Here is a 17971-nt window from a genome sequence, read left to right as displayed (position 1 = left end):
TGATAGGTCGGGTGTGTAAGTGTAGCGATACATTGAGCTAACCGATACTAATGAACCGTGAGGCTTAACCTTACAACGCCGAAGCTGTTTTGGCGGAGAGACAGACATCAATATCAGCTTGAACCAGATACATCATCACGCGGAATGCGGGGTGATAACAGAATTTGCCTGGCGGCAACAGCGCGGTGGTCCCACCTGACCCCATGCCGAACTCAGAAGTGAAACGCCGTAGCGCCGATGGTAGTGTGGGGTCTCCCCATGTGAGAGTAGGGAACTGCCAGGCATCAAATTAAGAACGCAGTCACAGTAATGCTGTGAAGGGTTCAAGAAATAAAGTGTGCTGATATGGCTCAGTTGGTAGAGCGCACCCTTGGTAAGGGTGAGGTCCCCAGTTCGACTCTGGGTATCAGCACCAGTTTTAAAGGTTAAAGTTCGGCAGATAGAAAAGAATTTGTCTGGCGGCAAAAGCGCGGTGGTCCCACCTGACCCCATGCCGAACTCAGAAGTGAAACGCCGTAGCGCCGATGGTAGTGTGGGGTCTCCCCATGTGAGAGTAGGGAACTGCCAGACATCAATTAAAACAAAAGGCCCAGTCTTGCGACTGGGCCTTTTGTTTTATCTGTTGTTTGTCGGTGAACACTCTCCTGAGAGTAGGACAAATTCGTCGGGAACGAATTTGCACAGCACGCAGTGCTGCCCGGAGGGTGGCGGGCAGGAAGCCCGGCATATAACTGCCAGACATCAGAAAAGCAAAAAGCCCAGTCTATGACTGGGCTTTTTGCTTTTCTGCATTCTGAAATCTGAATATTGAACCTAATGCAGGCCCGGTAGCGTATCGCTACCGGGCAATGAGCTAGTGGATAACCTGAGAAAGAAACGCGCGAGTTCGTTCAGATTTAGGGTTGGCGAAGAACTGATCCGGTGGTGCCTGTTCCACGATCTCCCCGCGATCCATGAAGATAACTCTGTCTGCGACGGTTCTGGCAAATCCCATTTCATGAGTCACACACAGCATCGTCATACCGGATTGAGCCAGACCAATCATGGTATCCAGTACTTCTTTAACCATCTCCGGGTCGAGCGCAGAGGTTGGCTCATCGAATAACATGATTTTCGGCTTCATACACAGTGAACGAGCGATGGCGACGCGCTGTTGCTGTCCACCTGAAATCTGCCCTGGGAACTTATGCGCGTGCTCCGCGATGCGCACTCGTTCGAGGTAGTGCATGGCCAGTGCTTCTGCTTCTTTCTTCGGCATTTTCCTGACCCATATCGGTGCCAGTGTACAGTTTTGCAGAACGGTAAGATGTGGGAACAAGTTAAAGTGCTGGAACACCATCCCGACTTCCTGACGTACGCGCTCAATGTTGCGGATATCTTCGTTGAGCTCGATCCCATCGACTACGATCCGCCCCTGTTGATGTTCTTCCAGGTGATTGATGCAGCGTATGGTTGTTGATTTTCCTGAACCCGAGGGCCCGCATAACACAATGCGCTCGCCTTGTTTTACATTCAGGTTGATGTCTTTGAGCACATGGAACTGCCCGTACCATTTATTGACGTTTTCCAGCGTAATCATCGCATCCGCCGGTTGTAGTAATGTTTGACTCATAGTTTCCTCAATGCGGCGTACGCCCGGTGTTAAAGCGCTTTTCCAGATGTTGGCTGTAGCGCGACATGCTAAAGCAGAAGATCCAGTAGATCAGAGCGGCAAAGACATAGCCCTCGGTCGACATGCCGAGCCAGGCAGGATCGACGGTTGCCTGCTGAACACTACTGAACAGATCGAACAGACCGATGATGATCACCAGACTGGTATCCTTAAAGAGCGCGATAATGGTGTTAACCAACCCAGGTATTACCAGCTTCAGAGCCTGAGGCAGGATGACCAGTGCCTGTGTTTTCCAGTATCCCAGGGCAAGAGATTCTGCGGCTTCATACTGCCCTTTTGGCAAGGCCTGCAGTCCGCCACGAACCACTTCAGCGACATAGGCGGACTGGAACAGAATGACCCCAACCAGGGCCCTGATTAATTTGTCGATGCTGGTGCCTTCCGCCATAAACAACGGCAACATCACCGATGACATGAACAAAACGGTAATAAGCGGAACGCCGCGCCAAAACTCGATAAAGATTACTGATAGGATGCGCACGACAGGCATCGTCGAACGGCGCCCTAGCGCGAGCAGTATGCCGAGAGGCAATGCACCCGCAATCCCAACGGAGGCAATGATCAGCGTCAGCGTGAGTCCACCCCACTGCCGGGTTTCAACACGATCCAGCCCAAGAAAACCGCCATACAGCAGGAACCACACAACGATCGGATAGATAATTGCCCAGCAGGCGATATAGCGTCCACGGCGAGGCATGGCGTTCCAGAACATCGGCACGATACTGAACAAACCAATGACTAGTGCCAGGTTTATCCGCCAGCGCTGGTCGTGTGGGTACAGGCCATACATGAATTGCCCGAAACGCTGGTGAATGAAGACCCAGCAGGCCCCGGCTTTTGTACAGTCAGCTCGTGTAGTGCCTATCCAGTTTGCCTGCAGGAAAGCCCAGTTAATCAGAGGTGGGATGACCTCCCACAGCACCCAGATGCAAAACAGCGTCAATAGGGTGTTCGACCAACTTGAGAACAGGTTTTTGCGGACCCAGTTAATTGCCCGCCCTGAGCCGACACTGGCAGGGCGAGGAGGATGTGACAGAAGAGCTTTTGTCATCGTGACTCCTTAGCGCTCGATCAGTGCCATTCGGCGGTTATAGATATTCATCAGCAGCGAAATTGTCAGGCTGATAATGAGGTACACCGACATGGTTATCGCAATCGTTTCAATAGCCTGACCGGTCTGATTCAATACTGTTCCGGCAAAGAGCGACACCATATCCGGATAGCCAATTGCCGCTGCGAGCGACGAGTTTTTGACGATATTCAGGTATTGGCTGGTGAGGGGGGGAATGATCACCCGCAGAGCCTGAGGAATGATGACCTGGCGTAATGTGACCGGGTTCGGCAGGCCTAACGAGCGTGCCGCTTCATGTTGACCATAAGGTACGGCCTGAATGCCCGCGCGTATGATTTCGGCGATAAAGGCAGAGGTGTAGACGGAAAGTGCCAGTGTCAGCGCGGCCAGTTCCGGGATCAGCGCCATACCACCGCGGAAGTTAAATCCACGCAGTTCAGGGACATCCCAGTGTATCGCTGCGCCGAAAATCCAGTGCGCCAGAAGTGGCAAACATACAATCAGTCCGATCGCGACAGGCCAGGTTCTCCGTATCTGCCCAGTTTTGATTTGCAGGTTTTTGTTATAGCGGTAAAGCCCTGCGGAAATCATGACGGCGAGCAGAATCGCACCGGCAAAGGCCAACAATCCTTCCCCTAATTGAGGGGCAGGAATGTACAAGCCACGGTTGCTGAGAAAAACAAGATCGAAGGCATTAACCGCCTGGCGAGGCCCGGGAAGGTTACGCAGAACCGCGAAGTACCAGAAAAAGATCTGCAACAGCGGTGGGATGTTGCGGAAAATTTCGATGTACAGCGTGGAGAGCTTACGCAGCAGCCAGTTCTCTGAAAGGCGGGCAAGGCCAAGGAAAAAGCCGATGACCGAGGCGAAAACAATACAGAGCGCCGAGACCAGCAGAGTGTTCAGCAGCCCTACGATAAAGACGCGGCCGTACGTGTCTCCTTGTTGATAATCAATCAGATGCTGAACAATGCCGAACCCGGCGCTGCGATCGAGAAAGGCAAATCCTGACGTGATGCCGCGGTTGTTCAGGTTAGTAATGGTGTTGTGGATAAGATAGATAGCAATTACAGCAACCGCCACCACTGCGATTATCTGAAATAGCCAGGCACGAACCGTGGGGTTGGAAAAGGAAAGCTGTCCTTTTACGGTCAGGCGGCGATGAGACATAGTGAAACCTCAATAACCAGACTCTGGAGAGGGCATCGCCGAAGCGATGCCCGTTACTGCTCAACAATCAACGAACTGGCGGAGCGTATTGAATTCCGCCGTTGTTCCAGAGGTTGTTCTGACCACGTTTGATCTTCAGCGCGCTGCCTTCACCGACGTTGCGATCGAAGACTTCAGCGTAGTTGCCGACCTGTTTCACGATGTTGTAGGCCCACTTGTTATCGAGCTTCAGGTCTTTGCCAAAATCGCCCTCTTTGCCCAGCAGATGTGACATGTCCGGGGTTGAAGGATTCGCAAATTTCTCATCGACGTTTTTCGAGTTGATGCCCATTTCTTCAGCGTTGAGCATCGCGAACAATGTCCAGCGAACGATAGAGAACCATTCGTCATCGCCACGACGTACAACGGGTCCCAGAGGTTCTTTAGAAATGACTTCAGGCAGGACAATCCAGTCGCCCGGTTTGCTCAGCTTGATGCGCAGGGCGTAAAGCTGTGACTGGTCAGACGCCAGCGTATCGCAGCGACCAGATTCGAGCGCTTTTGCAGATTCGTCGGAGCGGTCAAAGGTTACCGGGGTGTACTTCATATTATTGGCTTTGAAGTAATCCGCCACGTTCAGCTCAGTATCTGTTCCCGCCTGAATACATACAGTCGCGCCATCAAGTTCTTTTGCACTTTTCAGACCCGCTTTATCGTGAGTCAGGAAGCCGATACCGTCGTAATAAGTCACGCCAGTGAAAGAAAGCCCCATGCCCGCATCGCGAGAAGAGGTCCAGGTGGTATTACGTGATAACAGGTCGACTTCGCCCGATTGCAGCGCGGTGAAACGTTCTTTCGCGGTCAGCGGGGTGTATTTCACTTTATTGGCATCACCAAACACCGCTGCAGCCACACCACGGCAAACGTCGACATCAATACCGGTAAATTTACCGTCGGCATCTGCATAGGAGAAACCCGGCAACCCATCACTGATACCACATTGCACAAAGCCTTTCTTTTTAACAGCATCGAAAGTGGTACCCGCATGTGCCTGAGTTGAGAGTGCAAACAGTACGCCCGCCGCAGTGAGGCTGGCGATCATCATCTTTTTCATAAAGCATCCTGTGTGGCGAAAAATTTATCGTTATAAATAATGACGTCCGGGAGAACGTCGAAACCTGTCTGTGGCCATGGCCATTTCCTCTAAAGCAAAGGGAATGCCAGAATTGCAACCACCGGCGAGTGGGTCGCTGCGGCGCAATAAAGTGAGTGTAGTCAGGAAAGAAAAAAGTAAGCGCCCCGGGATGGTGCAAAATTGAAACCTGTGCCACAAATCAGAGCGAAAAAGTTTCAGGATTGAGAGCAAAAAGGGAAATGATTTCGGAGGTTAATATTGGCGTGAAAATGAATGAGGGAATTAGTGTGAAATCGCTCACGAGTATTTATGTGAGTAATAAGTTTTCATGATGATAACGATGAATTAAAAAACGAAATTATTCTTTTTAAGAACGATGATCGCGCGATTTATTTACGTTCACCGGAGAGAATGCACCATGTTGAAGCAAAAGCGCGGGAAGCCCCGCGCTTCGGTGAAACTATTTGGTTAAGGCGACGATACCCAGTGTCAGCCCGGCCAGTGCTGCTGCACCACCGGCGATGGCGCCCGCCGTTTCCCAGTTATCCTGCGTGGTACCTTTCACACAGGTATTGGTATGAACCAGCCGCCCCTGATCGTCATAAACCGGCACGCAAGGTGAATCATGTGCGCAGCCTGCAAGCAGAGCGGTCAGCAATGCAACTGAAATCAATCTTTTCATCATAGTACCTCGATATCACGCCGCAGTAATGAACCTGTTGTTTTGCGGAATTGCGGCTATTTTATCACCGCGATGTTGACCCACCGAGGCGCAAATAGTCTCAATTTATTTGAACTGTAAACATCGTGGAGGATTTGTCGAATATCCCGCTAATTATGTAGAAAATATGCAGAACAAAATTCTATTCTGCGATTGAGTTATTAAACTAAAACACCAGCCAAAAGAAAAAAGGCGCGTTAAGCGCCTTTTAGCTAAGTTATCCTTTCGAGCCACTAAATCGTCTTCGGACCACCACAAAAAAGACAGGCACAAAGAAGATAGCGAGCAACGTTGCCGTTAGCATGCCACCCATCACACCCGTGCCAACCGCGTTTTGAGCACCACTCCCCGCGCCATCGCTGATAACCAGCGGCATAACGCCAAGGATAAATGCCAGTGAAGTCATGAGGATGGGGCGTAATCGCATACGCGACGCTTCAAGTGTGGCTTCAATCACGCCTTTGCCTTCTTTGTCCATCAGGTCTTTAGCAAACTCGACTATCAGGATGGCATTCTTCGCGGAGAGACCAATGGTGGTCAGCAGCCCCACCTGGAAGTAAACGTCGTTGTTCATTCCACGCAAAGATGCGGCAAGCAATGCACCTACAACACCCAATGGCACAACCAGCATGACGGAGAACGGTATCGACCAGCTCTCATACAGCGCAGCAAGGCACAGGAACACCACGATCAGCGAGATAGCATAAAGCGCAGGCGCCTGGTTGCCTGAAAGCCTTTCCTGATAGGACATGCCCGTCCAGTCATAGCCGATGCCTGACGGTAATTTGCCCGCGAACTCTTCCAGTAAGGTCATGGCCTCCCCGGTACTTTTGCCGGGAGCCGGTTCACCGATGATTTCCATCGAAGGTAAGCCGTTATAGCGTTCCAGGCGAGGAGAGCCATAAACCCAGCGCGCCGTTGTGAAAGCGGAGAAGGGAACCATCTCGCCGTTTGCACTGCGGGCGTACAGGCTGTTGATGTCATTCGGCAGCATACGGAATGGGGCATCGGACTGAACGTACACCTTTTTCACCCGGCCGCGATCGATAAAGTCATTAACGTAACTGCCACCAAGAGAAGCCGAGATAGTCTGGTTAATGTCTGATAACGACACGCCAAGCGCCTGTGCTTTTTCCTGATCGACGTCCAGCTTGTACTGTGGCATATCTTCCAGGCCGTTCGGTCTGACGCGAACAAACACGTCCGGATGCTCTTTCAGCATGCCAAGAAGCTGATTACGAGCCTGAGTTAACCCGGTATGTCCGAGTCCTGCCTGGTCGGTAAGCTCAAAGTCAAAACCGGTTGCCGTCCCGAGTTCAATGATGGCCGGCAGGTTAAACGGCATCACGACAGCGTCCTTAATCTGACCAAAGGCGGCCGTTGCCCGTTTAATGACGGCTTCTGCAGAATTCTCTTCCCCTTTACGTTCATCCCACGGTTTAAGGCTGATAAACGCCATCCCTGAGTTTTGTCCTTGCCCGCTGAAACTAAAGCCGTTAACGGTAAAGACACTGGCGACGTTGTCTTTTTCGTTTTCCAGATAGTAATGCGAGAGTGTTTCCAGGACCTTCTCAGTGCGTTGTTGCGTTGCGCCTGCGGGAAGCTGAACCATGGTCATAAAGACACCCTGGTCTTCTTCTGGCAGGAAGGAGGTCGGCAAACGGAGGAACAAAAGTGCCATGCCTATCACGATCACCACGTAGAGAATTAAATAGCGGCCAGTGCCGCGCAAAATCTTGCTGATGCTGCCCGTATAGTGATTAACGCTTTGGTCAAATTTGGTATTAAACCAGCCAAAAAAGCCACTTTTGGGTTGATGCGCCTCTTCAGAGTTTGCTTTTAACAACGTGGCACAGAGGGCTGGTGTCAATATCAGGGCGACCAGCACCGACAGCGTCATAGACGACACAATGGTAATGGAGAATTGGCGGTAGATAGCGCCGGTTGAACCGCCGAAAAACGCCATCGGGATAAAGACCGCCGACAGCACCATCGCGATCCCTACCAGCGCCCCCTGAATTTGATCCATCGATTTCTCGGTGGCTTCTTTCGGGGAAAGATTGTCTTCTGCCATCACGCGTTCAACGTTTTCGACCACTACGATGGCATCATCCACTAGCAGGCCTATCGCCAGTACCATGCCAAACATCGTCAACGTGTTGATGGAGTAGCCGAAGGCTGCCAGCACCGCAAATGTCCCCAGTAAGACGACAGGCACGGCGATGGTTGGGATAAGTGTTGCGCGAAGGCTTTGCAGGAACAGGTACATCACCAGGAAGACCAGCACGATGGCTTCAAGCAGAGTCTTCACCACTTCATGAATAGAAATTTTCACAAAGGGGGTGGTGTCATAGGGGTAGACGACTTTCATGCCCGCAGGGAAAAACACCTGCAGTTCTGCGAGCTTGGTTTTGATTGCCTCAGCGGTGTCCAGTGCGTTAGCGCCGGTGGCGAGTTTAATCCCAAGACCTGTTGCAGGCTGGCCGTTGATCCTCGTCATCATGTTGTAGTTTTCGCCGCCCAGCTCGATTCGGGCAACATCTCTTAAGTGCACTCTTGAGCCGTCCTGATTGACTCTTAATGTGACGTTGCCGAATTCTTGCGGATCTTTGAGTCGCGTCTGGGCAATGATTGAGGCGTTAAGCTGTTGGTTGGGAAGTGATGGCACTCCGCCGAGTTGCCCGGCAGCAATCTGGTTGTTCTGCACTTTCAACTGATTAATGACATCGACTGGCGTCATCTGAAATTTGTTGAGAAGGGTGTCATTAAGCCAGATACGCATTGCGTACTGAGCACCAAACAGTTGGGTGTCTCCCACACCATTAAGCCGACTAACGGCATCTTTAACATTCGAAGCCACGTAATCGGAAATATCATCCTGGCTCATGGCTTTGTTATCAGTGACAAACCCTGCGACCAGCAAGTAGTTGCTGCTGGACTTCTTCACACTGATACCTTGCTGCTGAACTTCTTGTGGCAGTAACGGTGTGGCGAGCTGAAGCTTGTTTTGCGCCTGTACCTGGGCAATGTCCGGGTCGGTCCCCGACTGGAACGTCAGGGTTATCGTGACGCCGCCCGCTGAATCGCTGGTGGAGGACATATACATCAGGTTATCGATACCATTCATGTTCTGTTCGATAACCTGGGTCACCGTATCCTGCACCGTTTGTGCATCGGCTCCCGGATAGGTTGCCGAAATGGCGACGGCTGGTGGGGCAATCGTTGGGTATTGCGCGACCGGCAATTGCATAATCGCAAGGGCACCGGCCATCATCATAATGATTGCCAAAACCCAGGCGAAAATCGGGCGCTGAATAAAGAATCTGGACATTGTGGCCCCTGATTATTTCGCGGTGGCGAGTGTGGCTTCAGATTCCGCGTTTACCGCCGTGCCTGGATGGACCTTTTGCAAGCCGCTGATAATGACTTTTTCGCCAGGATTAAGCCCTTCGGTGACCAGCCATTGATCGCCAATCGCCTGAGTGGCCGTAATGGCTCGCGTTTCAGCCTCGTTTTTATCATTGACGATCATTACCGTGGCATCGCCACGTGGGGTGCGAGTGACGCCTTGTTGTGGCACCAGAATGGCGGCAGGCTGGACTCCTTCATCAATGCGTGCACGAACAAACATGCCAGGCAGCAATGCGTGATCGGGGTTCGGGAAAATAGCGCGTAGCGTAATCGAGCCGGTACTCTCATCGACGGTCACATCGGAAAATTGCAGGCTGCCTTTCTGTGCGTAAGGCTGGCCGTTTTCCATCACCAACTGAACGCTGTTGGTGTCACTGCCGTTCTGCAGGCTTTCCTGCTTAAGGCGCATAAAGTCATTACTGGATTGCGTAACATCGACATAAATGGGGTCGAGTTGCTGAACGGTTGCCAGCGCCTGTGCCTGTCCGTTGGTGACCAGCGCACCTTCTGTCACCGTCGATTTGCCGATACGCCCGGTGATAGGCGACGACACTTTGGTGTACGCCAGATTAATTCGGGCGCTCTCAACGGCGGCTTTGCCCGCGATCACGCTGGCATCCGCCTGGCGTGCGTTGGCAACGGCCTGATCGTAATCCTGACGGCTCACGTATTGAGTGCCGAGCAAAGGCAAATAGCGTTTTACCGTCAGATGCGCGATGGCCGCTGCGGCAGACGCTTTGGCTTCGTCCGCTTTCGCACTTTCCCAGGCTGCCTGATAGGTGGCGGGGTCAATCTGGTAAAGCGAGTCGCCAGCCTGAATATCGCCGCCTTCTGTGAAGTTGCGTTTCAGAATGATGCCGCTGACTTGTGGCCGCACTTCTGCAATGCGAAAGGCTGTTGTTCTGCCGGGTAATTCGGTCACGACGGAAAGCGGTGCGCGGGTGACCACGTGAACCACAACTTGGGGTGTCTGGTTGAGAGACTGTTTGTCCCCGGAATCATCGCAACCGTTAAGAAATAAAGTTGAGGTCAGCAAACTGAATAAAAGCGTAACCCTGGCGTGAGTCTTCATTGCAAGTCCTTAATAACTGATGGAGCGAAATCGCCGGAGACCGGTGAAAAAAAATTAAAAATAAGCGCGGTATAATACAAATAAAAACTTCGCTATGTCAGCCAGTAGAATTCTGGAAAGAAGAGCAACAGCACGCATACATAAAACACAGCGATGAAAACATTCATTGCCCGTTAGGATAATCCTTGATTCATTTTTTTGATCAATGATTGTGGGAATATTATATTTTAAAGTTATTGGTCTTAACTGGCTGGATATCCAAATCTGGAAAACAAATTGCTATGTGAAACGACATAATGCAAATATATTGCGTGTCCAGAGAGCAAAATGTCATGCAGGAACAAACCATGGTGAGGAAGACTAAAGCCGATGCGCTCATCACGCGCCAGAAGCTGATTGATGCGGCAATCGAACAATTTGCCAGGCGCGGTGTATCAGAGACAACGCTAACTGATATTGCTGATGCAGCAGGGGTAACACGTGGTGCGGTATACTGGCATTTTGCGAGCAAGGCCGAGATATTTAATGAAATATGGGCCCAGCAGTTTCCGTTGCGTGACATTATTAAACACAAATTGACACATGACGAAAATGAAAACCCTTTAGCTTTCATGCAGGAAAGTTTTACGGCTGCCTTGCAATATATTTCTCGCTCACCCAAACAGCAGGCATTAATGCAGATCTTGTTTCATAAATGTGAATTTAATTCAGACATGATAACAGAGACAGAGATACGTCACAGGATTGGGTTTAGCTATGAGATTTTGCACACGTTGCTTCGTAAATGTATAAGCAACGGCAGTCTGCCTGCAGAAACAAATATTGATCTGTCATTAGTTATTCTGCACAGTTTTTTCTCGGGCGTGCTGAAGAATTGGCTGCTGTCGCCAGAGCGACTTGATCTTTATCATCAGGCCCCTGAGTTGGTCGAAAGCATTATGAGTACGCTTCTCCCTCACCCTGCGATGCCAGTGATGAATATCAACACTCCATCGATGTACCACGCTCAGGTTGGGTGATTATCCTGCCTTTTGTTCGCGGGCAACAATCTCACTGGCACTGACAGGTTTACCTAATAGATATCCTTGCAGGGTGTTGCAGCCAAGCTGTGTCAGAAACTCCCGTTGAGCCGGTGTCTCAACCCCTTCCGCCACAACCCGCAAATTAAGCGTTCTCGCCAGAGCCACAATCGCCGAGACAATCGTGGCATCTTCACCCTCGCCATTCAGCTCCTGAACAAAGGCCCGGTCAATTTTCAGTTCGCATGCAGGCAGTCGTTTAAGATAGAGGAGGCTGGAATAACCTGTGCCAAAATCGTCGATAGACGCTTTCACGCCAAGCTCTGTCAGGCGAGTTAAGACTTCTACACTCTGCTCCGGATTGTTCATGGCCGTGGTTTCTGTCACTTCCAGAATGAGCATTTCAGGGGGAATGTGATGACGTGCAAGATTCGCCATGACGGTGTCTATCAGCTGCGGCTGTTCAAACTGTAATGCCGACAAATTGACCGCCATAGACCAGTTCAATTGGCCTTCTGCGCGCCACTCGGCTAACTGGCGACAGGCCTCATTAATGACCCAGTTGCCCATCGGAATGATGATCCCGGTTTTTTCCGCCAACGGCAGAAAGAGATCCGGAGAGAGCAATCCCTTGGTGGGATGCTCCCAGCGCAGCAGCGCTTCAAAGCCCATGATAGAGCCGCTGGAAGCATGAAACTTAGGTTGGTAATGCAGGCGCAACTCTTCACGCTCAACAGCGGCCCACAGATCGTTCATCAACTGCAACTGCTGTTGAGCAAACGTATTCATCGAAGGCTGGAAGAAATGATAGCCGTTCCGTCCGGTATGTTTGGTGTGATACATGGCCGCATCGGCGTTAAACATCAGTTCTCGATCGTTTTGCCCGTCGTGAGGATACAGCGCGATGCCAACGCTAAGCGTGACCACCAGTTCATAGGGCTCAATCATAAACGGTTTGTCGATAGCCAGAACCAGACTGCTGGCGAGGCGAGCTGCATCATCCGGAGCCGAAATTTCTGCCAGCAGGACAAATTCATCTCCACCGATACGTGCGAGGGTGAACTGTCCGTCCAGAGGGTGTTGCAGGCGCTCTGTCACGGCAATCAGCAGCTTGTCACCGACATCATGACCGAAGGCATCATTCACCGCCTTAAAGCCGTCCAGATCCATAAACATCAAGGCAAAGGGGCGATCTTCCCGAGTGGCTTTGCTAATGGCTTGTTCAAGGCGGTCTTCAAACAACACCCGGTTTGGCAGGCGGGTTAATGTATCCTGCAAAGCGAGTTGAGCGAGTTCCCGATTTGCTTCGGCGAGGGAAGAGGCCAGCAATGAAGTACGGGCCTGAAGTCGGGCATCAAGCATTGAAATCAGCAGGGTGATCCCGAGGATAAAGAGCGTCACAACGCTCACCAGTACTGCCAGCCAGTTACCGTCTACACCATGGTGAGCCATCTTGACCTGGTGGGGGAATGTGGCCGCCATCATGCCGGTGTAGTGCATGCCGGCAATGGCAATGCCCATCAATACGGCCGCGCCAAAACGCATGAGTGCGACTTGAGCGGCTTCTTGCCGCAAACGGAATGTGAGCCAAAGGGCAGCAAATGAGGCAAGAAGCGCGATGATGACGGATAGCGCGACCCAGCGATAATCCCAGACGATAGAAGGATCCACGTCCATGGCCGCCATACCGGTGTAGTGCATCAGCGCCACGCCGGTTCCCATCACTATTGCGCCTGGAATCAACCGTTTCAGCCTTAATTGATCAACGCTCACCAGCCACAAGGCAAACAGTGAAGAGGCCATCGCTACGACCATAGAGAGTGCGGTTAGCGCTGGGTCGTAGCTTATTGCCATGGCGGTATCCATGGCCAGCATACCGATGAAATGCATCGCCCATACGCCAATGCCCATCGCAATTCCGCCGCCGCTTAACCATAACCCAGCCGCCCGGCCCTGGCTTGTCGATACACGGCCCGCCATATTCAGCGCAGTCCAGGCGGCGAGAATGGCAATCACAAAGGAAATGGCGACCAGAATGGGGTCGTAATGGCTGGGCAGCATGGTGTCATCAACTCATTCACGGGATGTGAGGGCTGTGACATTACCATCGACCTTAAGGGACTCAAAGGGATTTAAAACCCTTATTTTAGCGTGGAATATCAGCATGTTCGCCGACGTTGTCGGCAAATTTTTATTCCAGACTGGAGCAGTTAACCAGCTTGAGGGGATTCACGGAATTCATGTTGCGGCATTTTTCACTTTCGGTTGATAACAGCTCTATCCACTGCATCAGCAGTCCATCGAACAGAAACATAAAGAGGGCGAAAACAACCAACCAGCCGTACTTACGAAGCATACCTGCACCTGAGAAGAGATTGCGTGAATGGCTGGCAATATACACGAAAAGCAACGTCTGGGAAGGGGGGAAAAGCGAGGGAATTTCAGGCATTAAAAAAGGCGCTTCCCCATGCCGAAGAGCGCCTTTTTAACCGTCATGAACGAAACTTAGTTCATGCCGTATTTTTTCAGTTTCTTACGCAGAGTACCACGGTTGATACCCATCATCAGGGCAGCGCGGGTCTGGTTGCCACGGGTGTATTGCATCACCATGTCCAACAGGGGCTGTTCTACTTCAGCCAGTACCAGCTCATAGAGATCATTCACATCCTGACCATTCAATTGAGCAAAATAGTTCTTCAGTGCCTGTTTAACCGAGTCACGGAGAGGCTTTTGAGTCACCTGATCCTGAGAGTTAACGGTAGAAACGGTCAGTACGTCAGAATTTACGCGTTGTTCGAACATAGTTCTGTCAGCTCTTTATTTCTGTTTACGCAAAATTTTCGAAGTATGCCTCCAACGCCTCCAGCTGTACGCTGGCATCCTCTATGGCGTTGAATGTGCGCCGAAACTGGTCATCTGGAGCGTGCTCCTGAAGGTACCAGGAGACATGTTTGCGCGCAATTCGGTACCCCTTTGCCTGACCGTAAAAGTCATGCAATTCCCGAACGTGTGCACAAAGTATGCGTTTCACCTCTGCCAGAGGCAGAGAGGGCAGCATCTCCCCAGTGTCCAGATAGTGCTGGATTTCCCGAAAGATCCAGGGTCTTCCCTGAGCCGCGCGTCCTATCATCAGGGCATCCGCCCCCGTATAGTCGAGCACAGCTCTGGCTTTAAGCGGGTCAGTAATGTCGCCATTCGCGATAATCGGAATGGAAACTGTCTGCTTAACTGCCCGAATACTGTCGTACTCAGCTTCTCCGTTAAACAAGCAGGCGCGAGTGCGTCCGTGAATAGTCAGAGCCTGAATGCCACAATCTTCAGCCAGTTTGGCAATCTCTACACAGTTACGGTGTTCCGGCGCCCAGCCAGTGCGAATCTTGAGAGTGACAGGAACGTCCACTGCTTTCACCACCGCGGTCAGGATAGACTGCACCAAATCCGGGTGTTGCAAGAGGGCTGAACCTGCAAGCTTGCGATTCACTTTTTTCGCCGGACAACCCATATTGATATCAATAATTTGGGCGCCACTTTCAACGTTAATACGTGCGGCTTCCGCCATTTCTTCAGGAACGCTGCCGGCAATTTGCACGGTGCGGATCCCGGGCTCGTCAATGTGCACCATCCGTAAACGGGATTTGTCGCTCTCCCACACTTGCGGGTTGGAGGACAGCATCTCAGAAACGGTTAAACCTGCTCCCATCTCGTAGCACAACGTCCGGAATGGTCTGTCAGTAATGCCAGCCATGGGCGCTGCGATCAGGCGATTTCTGAGCTGGTGGTGTCCGATGCGCATGAGTTAAGAAATGACCATACTGTGACTGCAAGGCGGCGTATATTACGCATTTTTTGCACGAGATGAAAGGCCAAACTTTGAGCAATCCTCTGTCGTAGATCAAGGAATCGCCAGTCGGTGGAAAGTGAAAAAATTAATCGCTATTTAAATCATTGCGTTATGCATAAATGGTGAATTTACATACAGACGCAATTTTGCGTAACTTCTCAATTTTTCCTGCAAGAAGGGGAGCAGAAAAGGGATAAGCTGCTGCATTAATCAGCAGATTATCCCGAATAGTGTGGGCCAGATCTCATTTCGTTGCTGGGCAGTGACGGCGTATTTCATCACTCACCCAGCGGAGAAAATCAGTTTTTACGCCCGGTAATCCGACACCATTCTTCCTTCTCCACCACCGGGTCGAGAGTGAAAAGCGGCGCATAAGCTTCGCAGACACTTTCTGCCTGGCTTGCGAGGATACCGGAAAGGCCCAACAGACCGCCCTCAACGGGCAGCACGCTGATTAACGGTGCCAGTTCACGTAATGGGCCTGCCAGAATGTTAGCGACCACCACATCGGCTTTCATGGCCTCTGGCTGGTCTTGTGGCAGATAGAGCTCCAGCTTGTCGGACACCCCATTACGTTCTGCGTTATCACGGCTGGCCTGAATGGCCTGCGGATCGATGTCGATCCCAATCGCTTTGGCCGCGCCCAGTTTCAGGGCGGCAATGGCGAGGATCCCGGAACCACAACCGAAGTCGATAACCGTCTTACCGTCAAGATCCAGACCATCCAGCCATTGCAGGCACAGGGACGTTGTCGGGTGAGTGCCGGTACCAAACGCCAGACCCGGATCGAGCATCACATTGACCGCGTTTACGTCCGGCACATCGCGCCAGCTTGGGCAAATCCACAGACGTTTGCCGAACTGCATCGGGTGGAAGTTATCCATCCACTCACGTTCCCAATCTTTGTCTTCAAGCTGTTCGATTTTGTGGACAAAGCCGACACCCAGCAGCGGATGGTTTTCAAGGATGGCCACCACTTCTTTCATGTCGGTTTCAGCATCGAACAGACCGATGACATCGGTATCGCCCCACAGGCGGGTTTCACCCGGCAGCGGTTCAAACACTGGCGTGTCATGGGTGTCCTGGAAGGTGATGGAGACGGAGCCCGCTTCCATCAACGCATCGCTCAGTTCCTCAGCGTTCGCGCCGGTGGTGTTTAATTTCAGTTGGATCCATGGCATGGCAAAACTCTTTTAATGATTAACAGTGATAGTCGGGGCTTGCGCCGCAGGACGACCAAAAAGGTTGCCGACAACAAAAGCCAGTAAACTTAGCAGCAGCGCCGGGACAATCGGGTGGAAGCCCAGGTACTGAATTTTCAGGGTGGCGAGCATGGCATAAACCACGCCGCCGACGATCATGGCGCTTAATGCCCCGGCGGCATTAGCACGCTCCCAATACAGACCCAGCACCAACGGCCAAAGGAACACGGCTTCCAGCCCGCCAAACGCGAGCAGGTTCAGCCAGATGATCATCTCGGGTGGACGCCAGGCCGCCAGCAGCAGCAGGGCGCCAAGTACCAGGGTAATCAGCGCAGACATACGTTTCAGACGCTTTTCATTCTGGAGCTGTTCTGGATGCAGGCTCAAATAGAGATCTTTGATGATCGTAGCGGAACTCTGCAACAACTGCGCGTTGATCGTCGACATGATCGCCGCCATCGGAGCAGCAAGGAAGATCCCGGCCGCAACCGGTGGCAGCACTTTTACCATCAGCGTAGGGATCACGAGATCCGGAACGGTGAGATCAGGAATCACCGCGCGACCCAGCGCACCCGCCAGATGCATACCCAGCATCAGTATCGCGACCACAATCGTGCCGATAATGATGCCCCGGTGTACCGCTTTGCTGTCTTTGTAGGAGATACAACGGACGGCGGTGTGTGGCAGGCCAATGACCCCGAAGCAAACCAGCACCCAGAAAGAGGTCATAAATGTCGGGGAAAGAATATCGTCTGCACCCTGCGGTGAAATTAGCTTCGGATCGATTTGCTCCAGCGTCTGAACCGCATGACCCAATCCTCCCGCTGCATGCACGACACCAATCAGCAACACGATGGTGCCAATCAGCATCACCAGCCCTTGCATGGAGTCGTTGAGCACGCTGGCGCGGAAGCCGCCAAAAGCTGTGTAGAGCGCAATGCTCACGCCGAAAATCAGCAAGCCTGTTTCGTAAGGAATGCCCGCAGCGGTTTCCAGCAGGCGCGCGCCGCCAATGAATTGCACGGTCATCGCACCGACAAAGGCGACTAACAAACTGAGACTGGCAAGCCACACCAGCAAGCGGCTCTGATAGCGAGCAAACAACATGTCGTTCAATGTGACGGCGTTATAGCGTCTCGCAAGAATCGCGAATTTTTTCCCCAGCACACCGAGAGACAACCAGACTGCCGGGAGCTGGATCATCGCCAGCAATACCCAACCCAGGCCGTATTTGTATGCCGCGCCTGGCCCGCCGATAAACGAACTGGCGCTGATGTATGTGGCCACCAGCGTCATCGCCAGCACAAAACCGCCCATTGAACGGCTGCCCAGGAAGTACTCATTCAGGAAGGTGCCGGTGGAGCGTTTCCGCATGGCATAGACCGACAAACCAAAGACCACTAACAGATAAGCGATAAGCGGCAGGATCACTTCAAGCTGCATCGTCGTCCTCCAGAGGAATCTCGCGATAGATGACTTTCACCATCGCCCAGCACAGCACGATAAACAGCAACGGCACTAACAAACAGGCCATCTCAAACCAGTGCGGCAGGCCCGTAAAGCCGATGAGTGAATTTGGTATGTAAGCACTCGCTAACCATGCGGCGAGATAGAGGAGGGTTAGCCACAACGCCCAGCGGGCTTCTTTGTGTGCCTGAACAAAACGCGCGTCCATAA

At 52.0% G+C, this 17971-nt stretch carries 15 protein-coding genes, 1 tRNA gene and 2 rRNA genes; 4 read left to right on the top strand and 14 right to left on the bottom strand.

The features are described 5' to 3' along the window. Positions 1-167 precede the first annotated feature (167 nt). From rrf (ACI2I2_RS09105) to rrf (ACI2I2_RS09095), 3 genes are all read left to right on the top strand, one after another. Positions 168-283: ribosomal RNA gene (gene rrf, locus ACI2I2_RS09105) — 5S ribosomal RNA — on the top strand. A 56-nt stretch (positions 284-339) separates the two neighbouring features. After that, positions 340-415: transfer RNA gene (locus tag ACI2I2_RS09100), tRNA-Thr, on the top strand. 39 nt (positions 416-454) lie between these two features. Continuing rightward, a 5S ribosomal RNA gene (gene rrf, locus ACI2I2_RS09095) occupies positions 455-570 on the top strand. A gap of 283 nt (positions 571-853) precedes the next feature. Here the strand turns inward: rrf (ACI2I2_RS09095) and ACI2I2_RS09090 are convergent. The 7 genes from ACI2I2_RS09090 to ACI2I2_RS09060 form a co-directional block, all read right to left on the bottom strand. Continuing rightward, positions 854-1612 carry an amino acid ABC transporter ATP-binding protein gene (locus ACI2I2_RS09090; RefSeq protein WP_330984059.1) on the bottom strand — a complete coding sequence of 253 codons (759 nt, stop codon included), beginning with the start codon at positions 1610-1612 and terminating at the stop codon, positions 854-856. Positions 1613-1619: 7 nt separating this feature from the next. Further along, positions 1620-2723 (bottom strand): amino acid ABC transporter permease, encoded by a 1104-nt coding sequence (locus ACI2I2_RS09085; protein WP_404657615.1) that lies wholly within the window; start codon positions 2721-2723, stop codon positions 1620-1622. 9 nt (positions 2724-2732) lie between these two features. Then, complete coding sequence (locus ACI2I2_RS09080; RefSeq protein ID WP_404657614.1) at positions 2733-3914, bottom strand: amino acid ABC transporter permease; 1182 nt, start codon at positions 3912-3914, stop codon at positions 2733-2735. A gap of 67 nt (positions 3915-3981) precedes the next feature. Beyond that, positions 3982-5007 (bottom strand): amino acid ABC transporter substrate-binding protein, encoded by a 1026-nt coding sequence (locus ACI2I2_RS09075; RefSeq protein WP_330984056.1) that lies wholly within the window; start codon positions 5005-5007, stop codon positions 3982-3984. Positions 5008-5488: 481 nt separating this feature from the next. Continuing rightward, complete coding sequence (locus ACI2I2_RS09070) at positions 5489-5710, bottom strand: lipoprotein (protein ID WP_330984055.1); 222 nt, start codon at positions 5708-5710, stop codon at positions 5489-5491. 256 nt (positions 5711-5966) lie between these two features. Further along, positions 5967-9080 carry an efflux RND transporter permease subunit gene (locus tag ACI2I2_RS09065; protein WP_404657613.1) on the bottom strand — a complete coding sequence of 1038 codons (3114 nt, stop codon included), beginning with the start codon at positions 9078-9080 and terminating at the stop codon, positions 5967-5969. Positions 9081-9092: 12 nt separating this feature from the next. Continuing rightward, positions 9093-10232, bottom strand: coding sequence for an efflux RND transporter periplasmic adaptor subunit (locus ACI2I2_RS09060; RefSeq protein ID WP_404657612.1), 1140 nt, complete (start codon positions 10230-10232; stop codon positions 9093-9095). Positions 10233-10579: 347 nt separating this feature from the next. On the opposite strand from ACI2I2_RS09060, the gene envR reads away from it, so the two are divergent. Then, entirely contained in the window at positions 10580-11251 is a 672-nt protein-coding gene (envR, locus tag ACI2I2_RS09055; protein ID WP_404657619.1) for an acrEF/envCD operon transcriptional regulator, read from the top strand. Here the strand turns inward: envR and ACI2I2_RS09050 are convergent, their stop codons facing one another. The 7 genes from ACI2I2_RS09050 to ACI2I2_RS09020 form a co-directional block, all read right to left on the bottom strand. Continuing rightward, positions 11252-13312: a putative bifunctional diguanylate cyclase/phosphodiesterase gene (locus ACI2I2_RS09050; protein ID WP_404657611.1), complete on the bottom strand. Its 2061-nt coding sequence runs from the start codon at positions 13310-13312 to the stop codon at positions 11252-11254. Positions 13313-13442: 130 nt separating this feature from the next. After that, entirely contained in the window at positions 13443-13607 is a 165-nt protein-coding gene (locus ACI2I2_RS09045) for a DUF2556 family protein (protein ID WP_404657610.1), read from the bottom strand. A 149-nt stretch (positions 13608-13756) separates the two neighbouring features. Then, entirely contained in the window at positions 13757-14053 is a 297-nt protein-coding gene (fis, locus tag ACI2I2_RS09040) for a DNA-binding transcriptional regulator Fis (RefSeq protein ID WP_000462905.1), read from the bottom strand. Positions 14054-14078: 25 nt separating this feature from the next. Next, entirely contained in the window at positions 14079-15044 is a 966-nt protein-coding gene (dusB, locus tag ACI2I2_RS09035; RefSeq protein WP_404657609.1) for a tRNA dihydrouridine synthase DusB, read from the bottom strand. A 347-nt stretch (positions 15045-15391) separates the two neighbouring features. After that, positions 15392-16273, bottom strand: a complete 882-nt coding sequence (gene prmA / locus ACI2I2_RS09030; protein ID WP_404657608.1) for a 50S ribosomal protein L11 methyltransferase — start codon at positions 16271-16273, stop codon at positions 15392-15394. Positions 16274-16285: 12 nt separating this feature from the next. Beyond that, complete coding sequence (gene panF / locus ACI2I2_RS09025) at positions 16286-17737, bottom strand: sodium/pantothenate symporter (protein ID WP_404657607.1); 1452 nt, start codon at positions 17735-17737, stop codon at positions 16286-16288. Continuing rightward, a complete protein-coding gene (locus ACI2I2_RS09020; RefSeq protein WP_404657606.1) occupies positions 17727-17969 on the bottom strand; it encodes a YhdT family protein in 243 nt (80 codons plus the stop codon). Before ACI2I2_RS09020 ends, panF begins: the two co-directional genes overlap by 11 nt. Between the last annotated feature and the right edge of the window lie 2 nt (positions 17970-17971).

The sequence above is a fragment of the Scandinavium sp. NPDC088450 genome (assembly GCF_044900545.1).
Classification (GTDB): Bacteria; Pseudomonadota; Gammaproteobacteria; order Enterobacterales; family Enterobacteriaceae; genus Scandinavium.
This window is presented reverse-complemented; position numbering and strand designations above follow the sequence as displayed.